Here is a 17297-nt window from a genome sequence, read left to right as displayed (position 1 = left end):
AACCATTCAGGGGCCGCCGTTCTCTCATGGCAGGATGCCAAAGTCTGACTAGGCTTCGCATATCTACTATTCAGAGGGAAATGCCATGGGAATTATCGGAACCATCTTTATCGGCTTGATCGTCGGCCTGCTGGCGCGGTTCCTGAAACCGGGCGATGACAGCATGGGCTGGATCATGACCATCCTGCTCGGTATCGGCGGTTCGTTGGCAGCCACTTACGGCGGCCAGGCTCTGGGCATCTATCACGCGGGCGAGGGCGCAGGTTTCATCGGCGCACTGGTCGGCGCAATCGTGTTGCTGGTGATCTACGGCCTGATCAAAAAGAACTGATCCAAAGCGACAAAGCCCTCTCTGCCAAAGTGGCCGGGAGGGCTAGAATGCTCGGCGATTCACTGTTCCCTCCTTTCTATACCGAGCACCTTCATGCGCCGTCTTCTGTTGACTCTCCTTTTCCTGGGCAGCGGTTTGGCCCACGCCGGCGAACTGCCGGAAACCGACTGGCTCGAACTGATGCCCAAGTCGGATCAAAAGGCCCTTGAGGCCATGCCTGAAATCGACCACAACTCCCCGGAAGCCACCGGCACCTTCACCGAGAAGGGCGGGATGAAGCAGGCCAAAGGTCTGCCGGCGGTGATGTACTCGACCAAAACCGTGGCGTCGATGAACGACAAGCACATTCGCATCGGTGGTTATCCGGTGCCGCTGGAGTCCGACGCCAAGGGTCGCAGCACGCTGTTCTTCCTCGTGCCGTATCCGGGCGCCTGCATCCACGTGCCGCCGCCGCCACCGAATCAACTGGTGCTGGTGCGGTATCCGAAAGGTTTGAAACTGGACGATATCTACACGCCGCTGTGGGTGACCGGCACGCTGAAGGTCGAGAAGGTCAGCAATGATCTGGCTGATGCGGCGTATGCGCTGGAGGCGGACAAGGTGCGGGTGGTGCAGGAATCTGATCTGTAGGACCTATACAAAACAATTGTGGGAGCGAGCTTGCTCGCGAATGCTATCTCTCAGTCACATTGAAGTTGACTGATACGACGCTTTCGCGAGCAAGCTCGCTCCCACAGTTTTATCGGGTGTAGCTTAAAGCGGTTGGCTGCCGACACTGACGCCCATGGTGTGACTCGCGCCCGGCGCCAGGCTCACGATGTCATCCATCACGTTCGCCGTCTCGATGCACAACATGCGCTGCCAGCCATCGTTATCCATATCCGCCAACGCCGCAGCTCGGTCGATCCACGGGTTCCAGATCACCGCCGTGCGTGAACCTGTGGCCGTCAGCACAATGCGTCGTTCCCAGGCCGGATCGACAATGCTCAGCTGTGACGGCGCATCGAGGTAGATGCGGTCGGTCTCACCGGCAAAATGCAGGTCACCTTGTTGGTTGTTGGTTTTCCAGTCATCCAGCGTCTCGATGTACTTCAAGCCATCCACGCCATCGACGCGCACATTGCGCACATCACTGACCGCGAAATAGGTGTGCAGCGCCTGGCTCAGGCTGACGGTGTCACTGCCACGGTTATGGCTGGTCAGGCTGAAGCTCAATTGCTCGGACAAATGCAGGGTCAGGGTCAGATCGACTTGATGCGGCCAGCCCGGCAGGCCACCTTCGGGGTAGGGCAGCTTGAATTCGACCTTGACGCCGTCAGCCTCTGATTCGATGCCGCCCAGCTCCCAATCCATCGCCCGCACCAGACCGTGCGCAAGTGCCGGTTGCTCACCGGTGTACATGGCCTGCACGCTCTGCGGGTTGCGTTCGAACTTGCCGAACCACGGCCAGCACACCGGTACACCGGCGCGGATGCTCTTGCCAGTCTTGAAGTCGGCCTTGTCGTTGAGCCAGATGATCGGTGGCTGGCCATCGATCTGATAACTGAGGATGTGCGCGCCTTGCTGGGCCACCAGCACTTCGGCCTGACCGTGGCGGATGCGCCAGCAGTTCAGTTCATCCAGTTTCACCGCTTCAACGTTGGGCGTGTTCATGGGACAGCTCTCGATCAGTAACAAGGACCACTATCGACCGTCAAACGGCCACGAGGTTTAGCGAGCGCGTGGCGGAACCGAGCGGGTGCGACCGCTGCCGTCGATGGCGACGAAAACAAACACGGCTTCGGTCACTTTACGCCACTCGCTGGACAGCGGGTCGTCGCTCCACACTTCGACCATCATCTGGATCGAGCTGCGGCCGATTTCCAGGGTCTGGGTATAAAAGGACAATTGCGCGCCGACAGCCACCGGCACGAGGAACGCCATGCGATCAATGGCAACCGTGGCGACGCGACCGCCAGCGACACGGCTGGCCATTGCGGTGCCGGCCAAATCCATCTGCGCCACCAGCCAGCCGCCGAAAATATCGCCAAAGCCGTTGGTTTCGCGTGGAAGTGCGGTGATTTGCAGGGCCAGGTCGCCTTGCGGGATCGGATCTTCTTGTTCGAGCTCTATCATGCCGGGGGGCCTCTGACCCGTGACTCTTCGTGGGTATTGCGGGTGGTAGCCGTCTTCAAGAAAAACGATTCAACACCGAACACACTGCGTTCGTCACGTTTTCCATCAGGCGCCTAAAGGGAAACTCTGCGAAAAAGGCTAAATCCCGAGCAAAGGCCGGGCCAACAACGTTTTCGCACAGTAACCTCTTACAAATCCTGCGCAGGTGGCGAGTATATCGGTCGGTAGACTCCGCGACGACCATCCGGTTCTGATTTTGACCGTCAATTACGCGCCTCTATGTGCTTTTTCGAACAATTTGCTATGGTGCCGAACCTGCCCAAGCCACCGCCAGCGTTGTTGTGGCGGCAGATCCGACTATAAGAGAAGCCCTTGCCATGACCACAGCGCCTTCGAGCCTCGCGCAGCCCGAGCAACCCGCACGACCGTTGACCCGCAATGACTACAAGACTCTGTCGCTGTCCGCCCTTGGTGGCGCGCTGGAGTTTTACGATTTCATCATCTTCGTGTTCTTCGCCACCGTGGTCGGCAAGCTGTTCTTCCCGGCCGACATGCCCGAGTGGCTGCGCCTGATGCAGACCTTCGGCATCTTCGCCGCTGGCTACCTCGCGCGGCCGCTGGGCGGCATCGTCATGGCGCACTTCGGCGACCTGCTGGGGCGCAAGAAGATGTTCACCCTGAGCATTTTCATGATGGCCGTGCCGACCCTGATCATGGGTCTGCTGCCAACGTATGCGCAGATCGGCATGTGGGCGCCGATCCTTCTTCTATTGATGCGGGTCATTCAAGGTGCGGCGATTGGCGGTGAAGTGCCGGGGGCTTGGGTCTTCGTTTCCGAACACGTTCCGCAAAAGCACATGGGCTACGCCTGTGGCACCCTCACCAGCGGGCTGACCGCCGGCATTCTGCTCGGCTCGCTGGTCGCCACGGCGATCAACAGCATTTATACGCCAGCAGAGGTTTCCGATTACGCCTGGCGGATTCCATTCCTGCTGGGCGGCGTGTTCGGTCTGTTCTCGGTCTATCTGCGCCGCTGGCTGCACGAAACCCCGGTGTTCGCCGAGCTGCAATTGCGCAAAGCCTTGGCTGAAGAAGTGCCGCTGCGCGCGGTGCTGCGTGATCATCGCGGGGCGATTGCAATCTCCATGCTGCTGACCTGGCTGCTGTCGGCCGGGATCGTTGTGGTCATTCTGATGACGCCGACCGTGCTGCAAACGGTCTATCACTTCACGCCGACGGAATCGCTGCAGTCGAACAGTCTGGCGATCGTGTTCCTGAGCATCGGCTGCATCATTTCCGGCGCGTTGGCGGACCGCTTTGGTGCCGGGCGCGTGTTTGTGTTCGGTTGCCTGGGCCTGCTGGCCAGCTCGTGGACCTTCTATCACAGCCTCGCCGATCACCCGAACTGGCTGTTCCCGCTGTACGCGCTGACCGGTTTTCTGGTCGGCACCATTGGTGCCGTGCCGTATGTGATGGTTAAAGCTTTCCCGCCGGTGGTGCGTTTCAGTGGGTTGTCGTTCTCGTACAACGTGGCTTACGCGATCTTTGGCGGGTTGACGCCTATGGTGGTCAGTCTGCTGCTGAAGGAAAGCGCGATGGGGCCTGCCTACTATGTGGCGGTGCTTTGCGCGATGGGGATTCTGGTGGGGGCGTGGCTGTGGAAGAAGGGGCGCTGATCCGCAATTTCCTCCAGTAATACCGGCCCTTTCGCGAGCAGGCTCGCTCCCACATTTGGAATGCATTTCAACTGTGGGAGCGAGCCTGCTCGCGAATGGGGGTACCACGAATCATCTTGTAAAACCCGAATGCTGGCCTTTCATCCAATTGTCATATTTCAGCCATAGAGTGTTCACACGGCCTGCTGATACTTGGCCCCGACTTAACACACCCTATCTGCTAGGAGTAAGGCATGAAACTGAAGCGTTTGATGGCGGCAATGACTTTTGTCGCTGCTGGCGTTGCGACTGCCAACGCGTTCGCCGCTGTTGACCCTGCTATCCCGAGCTACACCAAGACCACTGGTGTGTCGGGCAACCTGTCCAGCGTCGGCTCCGATACCCTGGCCAACCTCATGACCCTGTGGGCTGAGAACTACAAAAAAGAATACCCGAACGTCAACATCCAGATTCAGGCCGCTGGCTCCGCCACTGCGCCACCTGCGCTGACTGAAGGCACCTCCAACCTGGGCCCGATGAGCCGCAAGATGAAGGACACCGAACTGGCGGCCTTCGAGCAGAAGTATGGCTACAAGCCAACCGCCATCCCGGTTGCTGTGGATGCCCTGGCCGTGTTCGTGCACAAGGACAACCCGATCCAGCACCTGACCATGGAACAGGTTGATGCGATCTTCTCGTCGACCCGTCTGTGCGGCGCCAAAGCCGACGTGAAAACCTGGGGCGACCTGGGCGTGACCGGCGACCTGGCCAACAAGCCAGTGCAACTGTTCGGTCGTAACTCGGTATCCGGCACCTACGGCTACTTCAAAGAAGAAGCCCTGTGCAAAGGCGACTACAAACCGAACGTCAACGAACAACCAGGTTCGGCTTCGGTCGTGCAGTCGATCAGCTCCTCGCTGAACGGCATCGGTTACTCGGGTATCGGTTACAAGACCGCTAGCGTGAAGACCGTTCCTCTGGCCAAGAAAGGCAGCTCGGAGTTCATCGAGGACACCGAAGAAAACGCCCTGAACGGCAAGTACCCGCTGTCGCGTTTCCTCTACGTGTACGTCAACAAAGCCCCGAACAAGCCTCTGGCCCCGCTGGAAGCCGAGTTCGTGAAACTGGTGCTGTCGAAGCAGGGCCAGGAAGTTGTGGTGAAAGACGGCTACATCCCGCTGCCAGCCAAGGTTGCTGCAAAAGCACTGGCTGACCTGGGTCTGCAGGAAGGCGGCGCTGTCGCAAAGAAGTAACAAATTGAGTCCAGGGTGAACCCCACCGGACTCAGGTAAAAGGCCGGATCTGCTCGCAGGCCGGCCTTTTCCACACCTCAAATTTTTGATCCTCTGCCAGTCCCGCTGGCGGTGGATTTGCTGCGTCACTGCATTGTCATCTTTCTGTCATACAGGATCGCTAGGGTGAGCGCATGAATGATCTGGCCAATTCCCAAATGACTACTAATCCTCCCAAGCGCATTGATTTCAATACGCCTGAGCTGCAACGCAAGCGCCGCATTCGTGCGCTCAAGGATCGCTTCACCCGCTGGTACGTCCTCGTTGGCGGTCTCGCGGTGCTGGCAGCCATCACCCTGATCTTCTTCTTCCTCGCCTACGTGGTTGCGCCGCTGTTCCAGGGTGCCGACCTGAGCGCGAAAGACTCGATCACCCCGGCCTGGATGCAGGACGCCGGCAAGCCGCTGATGATTTCGCTCGAAGAGCAGAATCAGGTGGCGATGCGCGTTTCCGACAAGGGCCAGGCATTGTTCTTCGATATCGACAGTGGCGCTGAACTGAAGCGCGTCGATCTGCCGGTGCCGGCCGGCGCCACCGTGACCTCGATTGGTGAAGATCAGCCGGGCCACCCGCTGGTAGCCGTGGGCTTGTCCAACGGCCAGGCGCTGGTATTCCGTCACACCTATAAAGTCAGCTACCCCGATGGCAAGAAAACCATCAGTCCGGCCATCGAGTATCCATATGGTGAGGCACCGATCGCGCTGAACGAAGCCGGCGGTGCGCTGGAGCATGTCAGCCTGAATGCCACCGACACGACCCTGATGCTGGTGGGCTCGACCGGTTCGCAGCTCAACGTGCTGTCGCTGACCAGCGAAGAAAACATGATGACTGGCGAAGTCACCAACGAGCAGAAGCGTATCGATCTGCCGCAGATGACCGAGCCGGTGAAAAACATCTTCGTCGACCCGCGCCAGCAGTGGCTGTACGTGGTTAACGGTCGCGCTCAGGCCGACGTATTCAGCCTGCGCGACAAGAGCCTCAACGGTCGCTACAAACTGTTGGAAAACGCTGATGCCGAAGTCACCGCGACCACACAACTGGTCGGCGGTATCTCGCTGATCGTCGGTGACTCCAAGGGTGGTCTGGCTCAGTGGTTCATGGCCCGTGACACCGATGGCGAGCTGCGTCTGAAGCAGATCCGTACCTTCCAGATGGGCACCACGCCGATCGTTGAAATCAGCGCTGAAGAGCGTCGCAAAGGCTTCCTCGCGTTGGATGCCAGCGGCAAGCTTGGCGTGTTCCACAGCACCGCGCACCGCACCTTGCTGGTCGATCAGGTGGTGGAAAGCCAAGGCCTGTTCGGTCTGTCGCCGCGCGCCAACCGTGTGATCGTCGAAGCCGGCGGCAAGCTGCAACCGTTGCTGCTCGATAACCCGCACCCGGAAGTCTCGTGGAGCGCGCTGTGGAGCAAGGTCTGGTACGAGAACTACGACGAGCCTAAATACGTCTGGCAATCGACCGCGGCCAACACCGATTTCGAACCGAAACTGAGCCTCTCGCCACTGACCTTCGGCACACTGAAAGCCGCGTTCTACGCCATGCTGCTGGCCGCGCCACTGGCCGTCGCCGCTGCAATTTACACCGCGTACTTCATGGCCCCGGGCATGCGCCGCAAGGTCAAACCGGTGATCGAACTGATGGAAGCGATGCCGACGGTGATCCTCGGTTTCTTCGCCGGTCTGTTCCTCGCGCCCTACGTCGAAGGGCATCTGCCGGGCATCTTCAGCCTGCTGATGTTGCTGCCGATCGGCATTCTGGTCGCCGGTTTCACCTTCAGCCGTCTGCCTGAATCGATCCGTCTGAAAGTCCCGGATGGCTGGGAAAGTGCGCTGCTGATTCCGGTGATCCTGTTCGTGGGCTGGCTGTCGCTGTACATGAGCCCGTTCATGGAGAACTGGTTCTTCGGCGGTGACATGCGCATGTGGATCTCCCACGACCTCGGCATCACCTACGACCAGCGCAATGCTCTGGTGGTCGGTCTGGCCATGGGTTTTGCGGTGATTCCGAACATCTACTCGATCGCTGAAGACGCCGTGTTCAGTGTGCCGCGTGGTCTGACCCTCGGCTCGCTGGCCCTTGGTGCCACGCCGTGGCAGACCATGACTCGCGTGGTGATCCTGACCGCCAGCCCGGGGATCTTCTCGGCGCTGATGATCGGCATGGGCCGTGCGGTCGGCGAAACCATGATCGTGCTGATGGCTACCGGTAACACCCCGGTCATGGAAATGAACCTGTTCGAAGGCCTGCGCACCCTCGCTGCCAACGTCGCGGTGGAGATGCCCGAGTCGGAAGTCGGCGGCAGCCACTACCGCGTGCTGTTCCTCTCGGCGCTGGTGCTGCTGTTGTTCACCTTCGTCATGAACACCCTGGCAGAACTGATTCGTCAGCGTCTGCGCAAGAAATACTCGTCGCTTTAAGCAAAGGTAGAAGTCTGTGAAACAGAACTCCCTGAAAGGATGGTTCAAGAGCGGCGCCCCGGGCGTCTGGATCAGCGGTGGCGCGGTGTCCATCGCGGTCATCATGACCATTGGCCTGCTGGCGGTAATTGCCGTGCGCGGTCTGGGTCACTTCTGGCCGGCGGACCTGGTCCACGCCAACTACGACGTACCGGGTCAGGCCAATCACCTGGTCATCGGTGAAGTGGTACAGAAAGAAGAAGTGCCCCGCGCCCGTCTGAAGAGTGCCGGTTTGCCGGTGCCTGATGAGGGCCCGGAATTCATGACCCGCGAGCTGATCAAGGTCGGCAACCGTGATCTGAATGGCAACGACTTCACCTGGATCGTCGGCGAGTGGCTGACCAACCAGACCACGCCGCCAGAACTGATGGCGATCGAACGTCGCGAGTGGGGCAACTTCTACGGCTACCTGGTCAACGTCAAACAGGATGGCAAAGTCATCGCCGAGGGCGAGGCTGCATGGCCTGAGCTGCAGGCGCGGATCAACCGTGTAAACGGTCTGGCGGCACAACTGAAGTCGCTGGAAAAGACTGACATCGGTGCAATCAACGCAGGGCTGGAGCGCATCCGTCTGCACGGTCGCAAACTGGAACTGGAAGGCAAGCTCGACGCCACCGCGCAAGCGGACATGGAATCCGAGCGCGCCGAGCTGAATGCGCGTTATCAGGACATCGAAGCGCGCCTGGCCGATCTGCATGCGCAGTTCAACCGCGATGCCCTGACTGCTCGCGATGCCAACGGCAAAGAGATCGAAATCGGTCTGGGCAAAGTGGTTCACGCCTACCAGCCGAACGCGATGAGCACCTTTACCAAGGTCGGCTTCTACTTCAGCAAGATCTGGGAATTCCTTTCGGACGACCCGCGTGAAGCGAACACTGAAGGCGGGATTTTCCCGGCGATCTTCGGCACCGTGATGATGACCCTGATCATGGCAATGATCGTCACCCCGTTCGGCGTACTGGCGGCGGTGTACCTGCGTGAATACGCCAAGCAGAACACCCTGACACGGATCATCCGTATCGCGGTGAACAACCTGGCGGGTGTTCCGGCGATCGTTTACGGCGTGTTCGGTCTGGGCTTCTTCGTTTATGTGTTGGGTGGTTCGGTTGACCGCTTGTTCTTCCCCGAAGCACTGCCGGCACCGACCTTCGGTACCCCGGGTCTGCTCTGGGCCTCGCTGACTTTGGCGCTGCTGGCGGTGCCGGTGGTTATCGTGGCAACAGAGGAAGGTCTGGCGCGTATTCCACGTACCGTGCGTGAAGGCTCGTTGGCCCTCGGCGCGACCAAGGCTGAAACCCTGTGGAAGATTGTCATTCCGATGGCCAGCCCGGCGATGATGACCGGCATGATTCTCGCTGTGGCCCGCGCCGCTGGTGAAGTGGCGCCGCTGATGCTGGTGGGTGTGGTGAAACTGGCGCCGTCGCTGCCGGTGGACGGCAACTACCCGTACCTGCACCTGGACCAAAAGATCATGCACCTGGGCTTCCACATCTATGACGTCGGCTTCCAGAGCCCGAACGTCGAAGCGGCCCGTCCGCTGGTGTACGCCACGGCGCTGCTGCTGGTGCTGGTGATCGCCACGTTGAACCTGTCGGCGGTGTATATCCGTAACCACCTGCGCGAAAAATACAAAGCACTGGATAGCTAAGGACGACGCGAACCCTGTGGGAGCGAGCTTGCTCGCGAAGCTTTTGGCGGCCGTAAGGGCCCCTTCGCGAGCAAGCTCGCTCCCACATTGAACCGCGTCCACTGGAATATTGATGGAAGCTGCAACAAGCAGTGTTCCGAACCGAATTTGTTAGCACAGGGAGCCTCCCATGCAGCACGAAACACATAGCCACGGCATCAACATGTCTGCCCTGGGTCGCGACAAGCAGAGCCTGAATCTGGCGCAGGAAACCGTGGCCATCGAAGTACCGGGCCTGAGCCTGTACTACGGCGAGAAACAAGCGCTGTTCGACGTCAGCATGAACATCCCGAAGCAGCGCGTGACCGCGTTCATCGGCCCGTCCGGCTGCGGTAAATCGACGCTGCTGCGCACTTTCAACCGCATGAACGATCTGGTTGACGGCTGCCGCGTCGAAGGCGCGATCAACTTGTACGGCAACAACATCTATCGCAAAGGCGAAGACGTTGCCGAGTTGCGTCGTCGCGTCGGCATGGTGTTCCAGAAGCCCAACCCGTTCCCGAAGACCATCTACGAAAACGTGGTCTACGGCTTGCGCATCCAGGGCATCAACAAGAAGCGCGTCCTCGACGAAGCGGTCGAGTGGGCGTTGAAAGGCGCGGCACTGTGGGACGAAGTCAAAGACCGTCTGCACGAATCGGCACTCGGCCTGTCTGGCGGTCAGCAACAACGTCTGGTGATCGCCCGCACTATCGCGGTTGAGCCAGAAGTGCTGCTGCTCGACGAACCGTGCTCGGCCCTCGACCCGATCTCGACCCTGAAGGTTGAAGAGCTGATCTACGAGCTGAAATCCAAGTTCACCATCGTCATCGTGACCCACAACATGCAGCAGGCCGCGCGGGTGTCCGACTACACGGCGTTCATGTACATGGGCAAACTGGTGGAATTCGGTGACACCGATACCCTGTTTACCAATCCGGCGAAGAAGCAGACCGAAGACTACATCACCGGTCGTTATGGCTGACAGTTGCGGGTTATTCACAGAATTGACGCTGCGGCCCACCGCACCTTACCGGACGCTCCAAGGACGCCAACATGATTAGTAAAGAAGGCCTTACCCACCACATCTCCGCGCAGTTCAACGCTGAGCTTGAGGAAGTGCGCAGCCACCTCCTGGCCATGGGCGGGCTGGTCGAGAAGCAGGTCAACGACGCGGTGACCGCGCTGATCGAGGCCGACTCCGGCCTGGCTCAGCAGGTGCGTGAGATCGATGACCAGATCAACCAGATGGAACGCAACATCGACGAAGAATGCCTGCGCATTCTTGCCCGCCGTCAACCGGCGGCGTCCGACCTGCGCTTGATCATCAGCATTTCCAAGTCGGTGATCGACCTTGAGCGCATCGGCGACGAAGCGACAAAAATCGCCCGTCGCGCCATTCAGCTGTGCGAAGAAGGCGAAGCGCCGCGCGGTTACGTCGAGGTTCGTCACATTGGTGACCAAGTGCGCAACATGGTCCGCGATGCGCTGGACGCGTTTGCCCGTTTCGACGCCGATCTGGCGTTGTCGGTGGCGCAGTACGACAAGATCATTGATCGCGAATACAAGACCGCGCTGCGTGAGTTGGCCACCTACATGATGGAAGACCCGCGCTCTATCTCGCGGGTCTTGAGCATTATCTGGGTGCTGCGTTCGCTGGAGCGCATCGGCGACCACGCGCGCAATATCTCCGAACTGGTCATCTACCTGGTGCGCGGCACAGACGTGCGCCACATGGGCCTCAAGCGCATGAAGGAAGAAGTTGAGGGTACAAGCGGCGAAACCGCTAATGTTCCGGGCGATGCTGACGATAAGTAAGATTGCCTGAGAAAAGCGCCCGGCCCTTTGGCCGGGCGTTTTTGTTTGTGCTTTTCACAAGACAGATCGAATTAAAAAGCAGCACCCGCGAACGAAAAGTCCCGGCGTGACTGAAGAGTTTTGGCAATGTGCCATCAGCCAGCGTTATGCTTGCCGGGATTTTAATAGGGGTGTTGGATGAGCAAGATCAGTGTGTTGGTCGTGGACGATGCTTCGTTCATTCGTGACCTGGTGAAAAAGTGCCTGCGTAATTACTTCCCGGGGATCCGCACCGAGGACGCCGTCAACGGTAAAAAGGCTCAGGCCATGCTGGCCAGAGAGGCGTTCGACCTGGTCCTGTGCGACTGGGAAATGCCGGAAATGTCCGGTCTTGAGCTGCTGACCTGGTGCCGCGAGCAAGACAACCTCAAGACCATGCCGTTCGTCATGGTCACCAGCCGTGGCGACAAGGAAAACGTCGTGCAGGCGATTCAGGCTGGTGTTTCCGGTTACGTCAGCAAGCCGTTCACCAACGAGCAACTGCTGACCAAGGTCAAACAGGCGCTGAACAAGGTCGGCAAGCTCGACACCCTGATGAATAGCGCGCCGACCAAGATGAACTCGGCGTTCGGCAACGATTCCCTGAGCGCCTTGACCGGCGGCAAGCCTGCCGTGGTCGGCGGCGCGCCGGCAGCTGCTGCGGTCAATCCGTTCGCCAAACCGGCTGCTGCCGCGCCAGCGCCCGCCGCCGCGCCATCCCGTGGCTTGCTCAACAGCCCTCCGGTCAAGGCACCCGCCGCCGCGTCGGCGCCGGCCAGCGGTCGCGGCCAAGGCCAATTGCGTCTGCCAAGCGGTACTCAGCAATGCGTGATCAAGGCTCTGAGCATCAAGGAAGCATTGTTGGTGGTGAAGCGCACCGACACCCTGCCGCAGATCCTCGACAGCGCCGTGCTCGATCTGGAGCAGGGCGACAACGCCGAAATCGCCCGCCTCAACGGCTATCTGCACGCCGTCGTCGCGTTTGAGCAGAAACCGGACAGCGAATGGCTGCAACTGACCTTCCGCTTTGTCGACCAGGATGCGCAGAAACTCGACTACATCTCTCGCCTGATCGCCCGCGGCACGGCGCAGAAGCACTTCGTTCCGGGCGCGTGATCTTCGTCGCCTGACAGTCCGCCTTCGCGTGCAGGCTCGCTCCCACCCTGGAATGCATTCCAAATGTGGGAGCGAGCCTGCTCGCGAAGGGGCCATCACGTGCACCACCAATCTCCCAGACTGGCCAATTTGAAACATCTGTCGACTAGCCTGGTCTGCTTCACCTGCTAGGCTCATTTCCAGGCCTTACTTCGACAGACTCTTGCCCATGCTCGCGCGCCTGCTGTTTTTCTGTGGTCTTTTCATGGCCTGCACCTCGGCTGTGGCCATGACCATTTACAAATCCACCGATGCCAACGGCGTGGTCTCGTACAGCGACCGGCCGAGCAAAGGCGCGCAGGTGTTCGTCTTCCAGGACCGCATGGTCGAGCGCCTGGAGCGGCAGGTTTATCTGGATATCAAAAAGCAGAAAGGCGCCGACGTGGTCTTCGTGCGCAACGATCTGTATGCGCCGGTTGAGGTCGCACTGGCTTTTACCGGGATGAGCAATGTGCGTGGCGCGCCGGCGCAAACCATCCGCCGGGTGCTGCCAGCGCGCAGCAATACGCGGCTGGCGTTGCTGACGGCGGTGTCCGGCAAGCAGCCGCTGGTGTATACGCCGCAATTTCACTATTCCCTCGGCGACCCTGGCGGAACCGCTCAGGGCTATCGCTATCCACTGCCATGGCGCGGCGGGCCGTTCCGCCTGAGTCAGGGCGCCAACGGCCAATACAGCCACTACGGGCCGAAGAACAAGTACGCGATGGACATCGCCATGCCGGTCGGCACGCCGATCATTGCTGCGCGGGCCGGGGTCGTGGTGAAAACCGAAAACGCACAGAGCGGACGCGGCAACGATGCTTCCGGCAACTTTGTGCGGGTGCTGCATGACGACGGCACGATGGGCGTTTACCTGCACCTCAAGCAAGGTTCGGTGAGCGTGCGCGAAGGGCAGCGCGTGACGGTAGGCAGCCCGCTGGCGCTGTCAGGCAACACTGGCAACAGCAGCGGCCCGCATTTGCACTTTGTGGTGCAGCGCAATACGGGGGAGGGGCTGGTGTCGATTCCGTATCAGTTCAACCAGCCGCTGGGGGCGTTGCCCAACTTTGCGTTGGGCAAGCAGTAAGCTTCTAAAAGCAAAAGATCGCAGCCTGCGGCAGCTCCTACATGGGAATGCAATCCCTGTAGGAGCTGCCGCAGGCTGCGATCTTTTAGCAGGCAACGCGGTTTCCCGCATTGCACTCAATCCAGCATCAACACCTTGGCCAGCACAATCTTCGGCCCTTTCATCTTCTTGATGATGATCCGCAGGCCTTCGACTTCCAGCACTTCTTCCTCTTCCGGCACCCGTTTCAGAGTTTCGTAGACCAGCCCGGCAAGAGTTTCCGCCTCGATGTGATCAAGGTCGATGCCCAACAGGCGTTCCACCTTGAACAGCGGCGTGTCGCCACGCACCAAGAGCTTGCCCGGCTGATAGGCGAGGATCCCGCGTTCAGCCTTGCGGTGTTCGTCCTGAATGTCACCGACCAGCACTTCCAGCACGTCTTCCATGGTCAGGTAGCCGATGATATTGCCGTCAGCCTCCTCGACCACGGCGAAGTGCGAGCCGCCCTTGCGGAATTGCTCCAGCAACTGCGACAGCGGCATGTGCCGTGACACGCGCTCCAGCGGGCGGGTCAGTTCAGCCAGGTTGAACGACTCGGGAATGTGGTCCAGCGCCGCCAGTTCCAGCAGCAGATCCTTGATGTGCAGCAGGCCGACGAACTCCTGGCGCTCGCTGTCGTACACCGGATAACGGCTGAACTTGTGGCGACGGAACATCGCCAGGATTTCTTTCAGCGGCGCGTTGAATTCGAGGGTGATCAGGTCTTCGCGGGAGTTGGCCCAGTCGACCACTTCCAGTTCACCCATTTCCACGGCCGAAGCCAATACACGCATGCCCTGATCGCTAGGATCCTGACCACGGCTGGAGTGCAGGATCAGTTTCAGTTCTTCGCGGCTGTAATGGTGTTCGTGGTGCGGGCCGGGCTCACCTTGACCGGCGATACGCAGAATCGCGTTGGCGCTGGCGTTGAGCAGGTAAATCGCCGGGTACATCGCCCAGTAGAACAGGTACAGCGGCACCGCCGTCCACAGCGACAGCAGCTCGGGTTTGCGGATCGCCCAGGATTTCGGGGCCAGCTCACCAACCACGATGTGCAGGTACGAAATGATGAAGAACGCGGTGAAGAATGACACACCTTTGACGATCTCCGGCGACTGCACGCCGACCGCACTCAGCAGCGGTTCGAGGATGTGTGCGAACGCCGGCTCACCGACCCAGCCGAGGCCAAGCGAGGCGAGGGTAATACCCAGCTGACAGGCCGAGAGGTACGCATCGAGCTGACTGTGTACGGTGCGCAGGATGTGCCCGCGCCAGCCGTTCTGATCGGCGATGGCCTCGACCCGGGTCGAGCGCAGTTTGACCATGGCGAATTCCGCCGCAACGAAAAAGCCGTTGAGCAAAACCAGGATCAGAGCGAAAAGGATCATGCCGAAGTCGGCGAAAATTGTAGCGAGGGACAAGCCAGGGGAAGGGTCCATGATGGAGTTTTGCGGGTTCCGTGTGATTCAAAAGAGAGAAAAGTCGCGCCTGAAGGGCAGGCACAAGTCAGCCAATGTAGCGGCTGACCTGGCGATTGCCTAGTGCGACATTACTCAGCGGCGCTGATCGCCCGTGCCTGGGCAACCTGAGCCGGGGCGAAATGGCAGGTGAACGTGCTGCCGTGACCGGGCACGCTGCTGATCTCCATGCGCGCGCGATGGCGCAGCAACACGTGCTTGACGATGGCCAGACCCAGGCCGGTGCCGCCAGTGTTGGAGTTGCGGCTGGAGTCGACGCGGTAGAAGCGTTCGGTCAGGCGCGGCAGGTGTTTGCTGTCGATGCCGATCCCGGAATCCTGCACGCTCAGGTGCGCGCCCTGATCGTCACCCCACCAGCGAATGCGGATGTTGCCCTCGGCCGGGGTGTACTTCACCGCGTTGAACACCAGATTGGAGAACGCACTGCGTAACTCCGCTTCGCTACCCTTGAGCAGGAGGCTGGCATCGGCCTCGAGGGTGATGCGCTGGTTCTTCGCGCCGGACAATTGCTGCGCATCGCTCTTGATCGATTGCAGCAGCGAGTCGACCTGCACCGGTTGGTTGTCCGACGGGTAATCGGTGGCCTCGAGTTTCGCCAGCAGCAACAAATCGTTGAGCAGCGTCTGCATGCGCCCGCCCTGTTGCTGCATCTGCTGCAGGGCGCGACTCCAGCGCGGGTTCACTTCTTCGACGTTGTCGAGCAGGGTTTCCAGGTAGCCGCAGATCACTGTCAGTGGTGTGCGCAACTCGTGAGAAACGTTGGCGATGAAGTCTTTGCGCATCTGTTCGAGCTGATGGATACGCGTGACGTCGCGCACCAGCATCAGGTGTTCATTGTTGCCGTAGCGGGTCAGGTACAGCTGAATGCGCACGCGATCGTTGGTTGGCGAGGGGATTTCCAGCGGCTCGGCGTAGCTGTCCTGCTCGAAGTACTCCTTGAAGCGCGGATGGCGTACCAGGTTGGTCACCGGTTGGCCGCTGTCCTGCGGGGTCTTGAGGCCGAGCAGGGTTTCGGCAGCGCGGTTCCACCATTCCAGGTTGCCGTCACTGTCGAGCATGATCACTGCGTCTTTCAGCGCGGCGGTGGATTCCTGCACCCGGTCGATCACCGCTTGCAGGCGCCCGCGCACACGTTGGTCGCGGCGTTGCAGGTGGTAGATGCTGTCGAACACCTCGCCCCACAGGCCATAGCCGTCGGGCGGTGCTTCGTCGGGTTGATGCTGGCGCAGCCATTCGTGCAGACGCAACAATTGCTTGAGCGTCCAGGCCAGGTAAATCCCCAGGCCTGCAGCAAGGCTCCAGCCGTAATAGCCGGTGATCAGGCCAATCACCAGGCAGGCGGTGACCAGCAGCAGCATGTGGCGAATCAGGGTGCCATGCCAGTTTTGATTCACGGGAAATACGGTCCTTGTCAGCGAGTCTGGCGGTCGGCTCAGGCCTTGGTGGAAAACCGGTAGCCGGTGCCGCGCACGGTTTGTACCAGATTTTCGTAGGCGTCGCCGAGGGCCTTGCGCAGGCGGCGGATGTGCACGTCGACGGTGCGCTCTTCAACATAGACGTTGCCGCCCCAGACCTGATCCAGCAACTGGCCACGGGTGTAGGCGCGTTCCTGGTGGGTCATGAAGAATTGCAACAGACGGTATTCGGTAGGGCCCATTTCGGCCGGTTTGCCGTCGATGGTTACGCGGTGGCTGATCGGGTCGAGCAGCAGGCCACCGACTTCAATCGGCGCTTCGCCGTCGGTCGGACCGGCGCGGCGCAGCACGGCTTTCAGGCGTGCGACCAGTTCGCGTGGGGAAAACGGTTTGGTGATGTAGTCGTCGGCGCCGACCTCCAGACCCTGGATCTTGTTGTCCTCCTCGCCCTTGGCGGTGAGCATGATGATCGGGATGTCCCCGGTCAGTTCATCACGCTTCAGACGACGGGCCAGCTCGATGCCGGAGGTGCCGGGCAGCATCCAGTCGAGCAGGATCAGGTCCGGCTTGCGGTCGACGATGATGGCGTGTGCCTGCTGCGAGTTCTCTGCCTCGAGGCAGTCATAGCCGGCCATTTCCAACGCAACGGCGATCATTTCGCGAATGGGCGCTTCGTCGTCGACGATCAGAATGCTCCTGCCAACCATGCCTTAATCCTCTTGTCATTTAACTGTCTTGCGCCGCATTAGATAACGGAATTATTGCAGTCGTGTGACAGTATTTCAGCCCGGCGGCGATTGTGCGAATGGTGAAC

15 protein-coding genes are annotated in these 17297 nt (G+C 60.1%); 10 read left to right on the top strand and 5 right to left on the bottom strand.

Annotated elements, in window-relative coordinates:
* The first annotated feature begins 85 nt into the window (after positions 1-85).
* The gene (locus ACRRSD_RS14915; RefSeq protein WP_007920223.1) at positions 86-331 is read left to right on the top strand and encodes a GlsB/YeaQ/YmgE family stress response membrane protein; all 246 of its coding nucleotides are present in this window, start codon (positions 86-88) and stop codon (positions 329-331) included.
* A 93-nt stretch (positions 332-424) separates the two neighbouring features.
* Positions 425-961, top strand: a complete 537-nt coding sequence (locus ACRRSD_RS14910; RefSeq protein ID WP_007920225.1) for a DUF3299 domain-containing protein — start codon at positions 425-427, stop codon at positions 959-961.
* A gap of 123 nt (positions 962-1084) precedes the next feature.
* Here ACRRSD_RS14910 and ACRRSD_RS14905 read toward each other — a convergent pair whose 3' ends face one another.
* On the bottom strand, positions 1085-1984 hold the full coding sequence (locus tag ACRRSD_RS14905) for a D-hexose-6-phosphate mutarotase (protein ID WP_435034114.1): 900 nt from the start codon (positions 1982-1984) through the stop codon (positions 1085-1087).
* Positions 1985-2041: 57 nt separating this feature from the next.
* Positions 2042-2446, bottom strand: coding sequence for an acyl-CoA thioesterase (locus ACRRSD_RS14900; RefSeq protein ID WP_003229628.1), 405 nt, complete (start codon positions 2444-2446; stop codon positions 2042-2044).
* A gap of 377 nt (positions 2447-2823) precedes the next feature.
* On the opposite strand from ACRRSD_RS14900, the gene ACRRSD_RS14895 reads away from it, so the two are divergent.
* The 8 genes from ACRRSD_RS14895 (at position 2824) to ACRRSD_RS14860 (ending at position 13572) form a co-directional block, all read left to right on the top strand.
* Positions 2824-4122: an MFS transporter gene (locus ACRRSD_RS14895; RefSeq protein ID WP_435034113.1), complete on the top strand. Its 1299-nt coding sequence runs from the start codon at positions 2824-2826 to the stop codon at positions 4120-4122.
* 233 nt (positions 4123-4355) lie between these two features.
* Complete coding sequence (locus tag ACRRSD_RS14890) at positions 4356-5354, top strand: phosphate ABC transporter substrate-binding protein PstS (RefSeq protein WP_042608073.1); 999 nt, start codon at positions 4356-4358, stop codon at positions 5352-5354.
* Positions 5355-5776: 422 nt separating this feature from the next.
* A complete protein-coding gene (locus tag ACRRSD_RS14885) occupies positions 5777-7810 on the top strand; it encodes an ABC transporter permease subunit (RefSeq protein ID WP_435038507.1) in 2034 nt (677 codons plus the stop codon).
* A 16-nt stretch (positions 7811-7826) separates the two neighbouring features.
* Positions 7827-9497 (top strand): phosphate ABC transporter permease PstA, encoded by a 1671-nt coding sequence (gene pstA, locus ACRRSD_RS14880; protein WP_038359375.1) that lies wholly within the window; start codon positions 7827-7829, stop codon positions 9495-9497.
* A 169-nt stretch (positions 9498-9666) separates the two neighbouring features.
* Complete coding sequence (gene pstB, locus ACRRSD_RS14875) at positions 9667-10500, top strand: phosphate ABC transporter ATP-binding protein PstB (protein WP_007920249.1); 834 nt, start codon at positions 9667-9669, stop codon at positions 10498-10500.
* Positions 10501-10571: 71 nt separating this feature from the next.
* Positions 10572-11333, top strand: a complete 762-nt coding sequence (gene phoU, locus ACRRSD_RS14870) for a phosphate signaling complex protein PhoU (protein ID WP_007954334.1) — start codon at positions 10572-10574, stop codon at positions 11331-11333.
* Between the two features lie 177 nt (positions 11334-11510).
* Entirely contained in the window at positions 11511-12467 is a 957-nt protein-coding gene (locus ACRRSD_RS14865) for a response regulator (protein WP_435034112.1), read from the top strand.
* A gap of 208 nt (positions 12468-12675) precedes the next feature.
* Complete coding sequence (locus ACRRSD_RS14860; protein WP_435034111.1) at positions 12676-13572, top strand: peptidoglycan DD-metalloendopeptidase family protein; 897 nt, start codon at positions 12676-12678, stop codon at positions 13570-13572.
* A 116-nt stretch (positions 13573-13688) separates the two neighbouring features.
* Here ACRRSD_RS14860 and ACRRSD_RS14855 read toward each other — a convergent pair whose 3' ends face one another.
* The 3 genes from ACRRSD_RS14855 to phoB all read right to left on the bottom strand — a co-directional run bounded on the left by ACRRSD_RS14855 (position 13689) and on the right by phoB (position 17190).
* A complete protein-coding gene (locus ACRRSD_RS14855; protein ID WP_007920256.1) occupies positions 13689-15029 on the bottom strand; it encodes a hemolysin family protein in 1341 nt (446 codons plus the stop codon).
* Between the two features lie 110 nt (positions 15030-15139).
* Positions 15140-16426, bottom strand: coding sequence for a phosphate regulon sensor histidine kinase PhoR (gene phoR, locus ACRRSD_RS14850; protein WP_435038506.1), 1287 nt, complete (start codon positions 16424-16426; stop codon positions 15140-15142).
* Positions 16427-16500: 74 nt separating this feature from the next.
* Positions 16501-17190, bottom strand: coding sequence for a phosphate regulon transcriptional regulator PhoB (phoB, locus tag ACRRSD_RS14845; RefSeq protein WP_007896474.1), 690 nt, complete (start codon positions 17188-17190; stop codon positions 16501-16503).
* Between the last annotated feature and the right edge of the window lie 107 nt (positions 17191-17297).

Source organism: Pseudomonas neuropathica (genome assembly GCF_051174785.1).
GTDB classification, from domain to species: domain Bacteria; phylum Pseudomonadota; class Gammaproteobacteria; order Pseudomonadales; family Pseudomonadaceae; genus Aquipseudomonas; species Aquipseudomonas neuropathica_A.
The sequence above is the reverse complement of the archived record's forward strand: the minus strand, read 5'-3'. Positions and strand labels throughout refer to the sequence as shown.